Below are 429 nucleotides of genomic sequence, written 5' to 3'. Positions count from 1 at the left end.
TCATCCAGTCGCCGGCGACGACGTTCGCCGGCGGGCGGGTGAACCTGCTGCCCACCGAGCCGTCGCTCCGGAACTTCCTCGTCCTCCTCGGGTCGACCGACACGGTCCGGTACTTCGTCAACAGCCTCGTCGTCACGCTCGGGTCGACCGTCCTCTCGACGACTATCGCGGTCGCGGCGGGCTACGGCCTGACGCGCTTCGACTTCACCGGGAAGTCGCTGGCGGCGCGGGCGCTGCTGTTCTCGTACATGTTCAGCCCCATCGTCCTCGCCATCCCGCTGTACGTCGTCTTCTCGACGCTCGGCCTGCTCAACAGCCACTTCGCGCTCACCCTCGCGCTGACGGCCATCTCCGCGCCGTTCTGCATCTGGCTGATGTGGCAGTACTTCCAGCCCGTCCCCATCGCGCTCGAAGAGTCCGCGTGGGTCC

At 67.6% G+C, this 429-nt stretch carries 1 protein-coding gene; it reads left to right on the top strand.

Annotation, left to right across the window (positions count from 1 at the left end; all coding sequences use genetic code 11):
- On the top strand, nt 1–429 hold a 429-nt coding region (locus D3D02_RS20200), incomplete at both ends, for a carbohydrate ABC transporter permease (protein WP_147435823.1).

The sequence above is a fragment of the Halobellus sp. Atlit-38R genome (assembly GCF_003665925.1).
GTDB lineage: Archaea > Halobacteriota > Halobacteria > Halobacteriales > Haloferacaceae > Haloquadratum > Haloquadratum inordinatus.
Note: the sequence above shows the minus strand (reverse complement) of the source record. Positions and strands in the feature narration are given on the sequence as shown.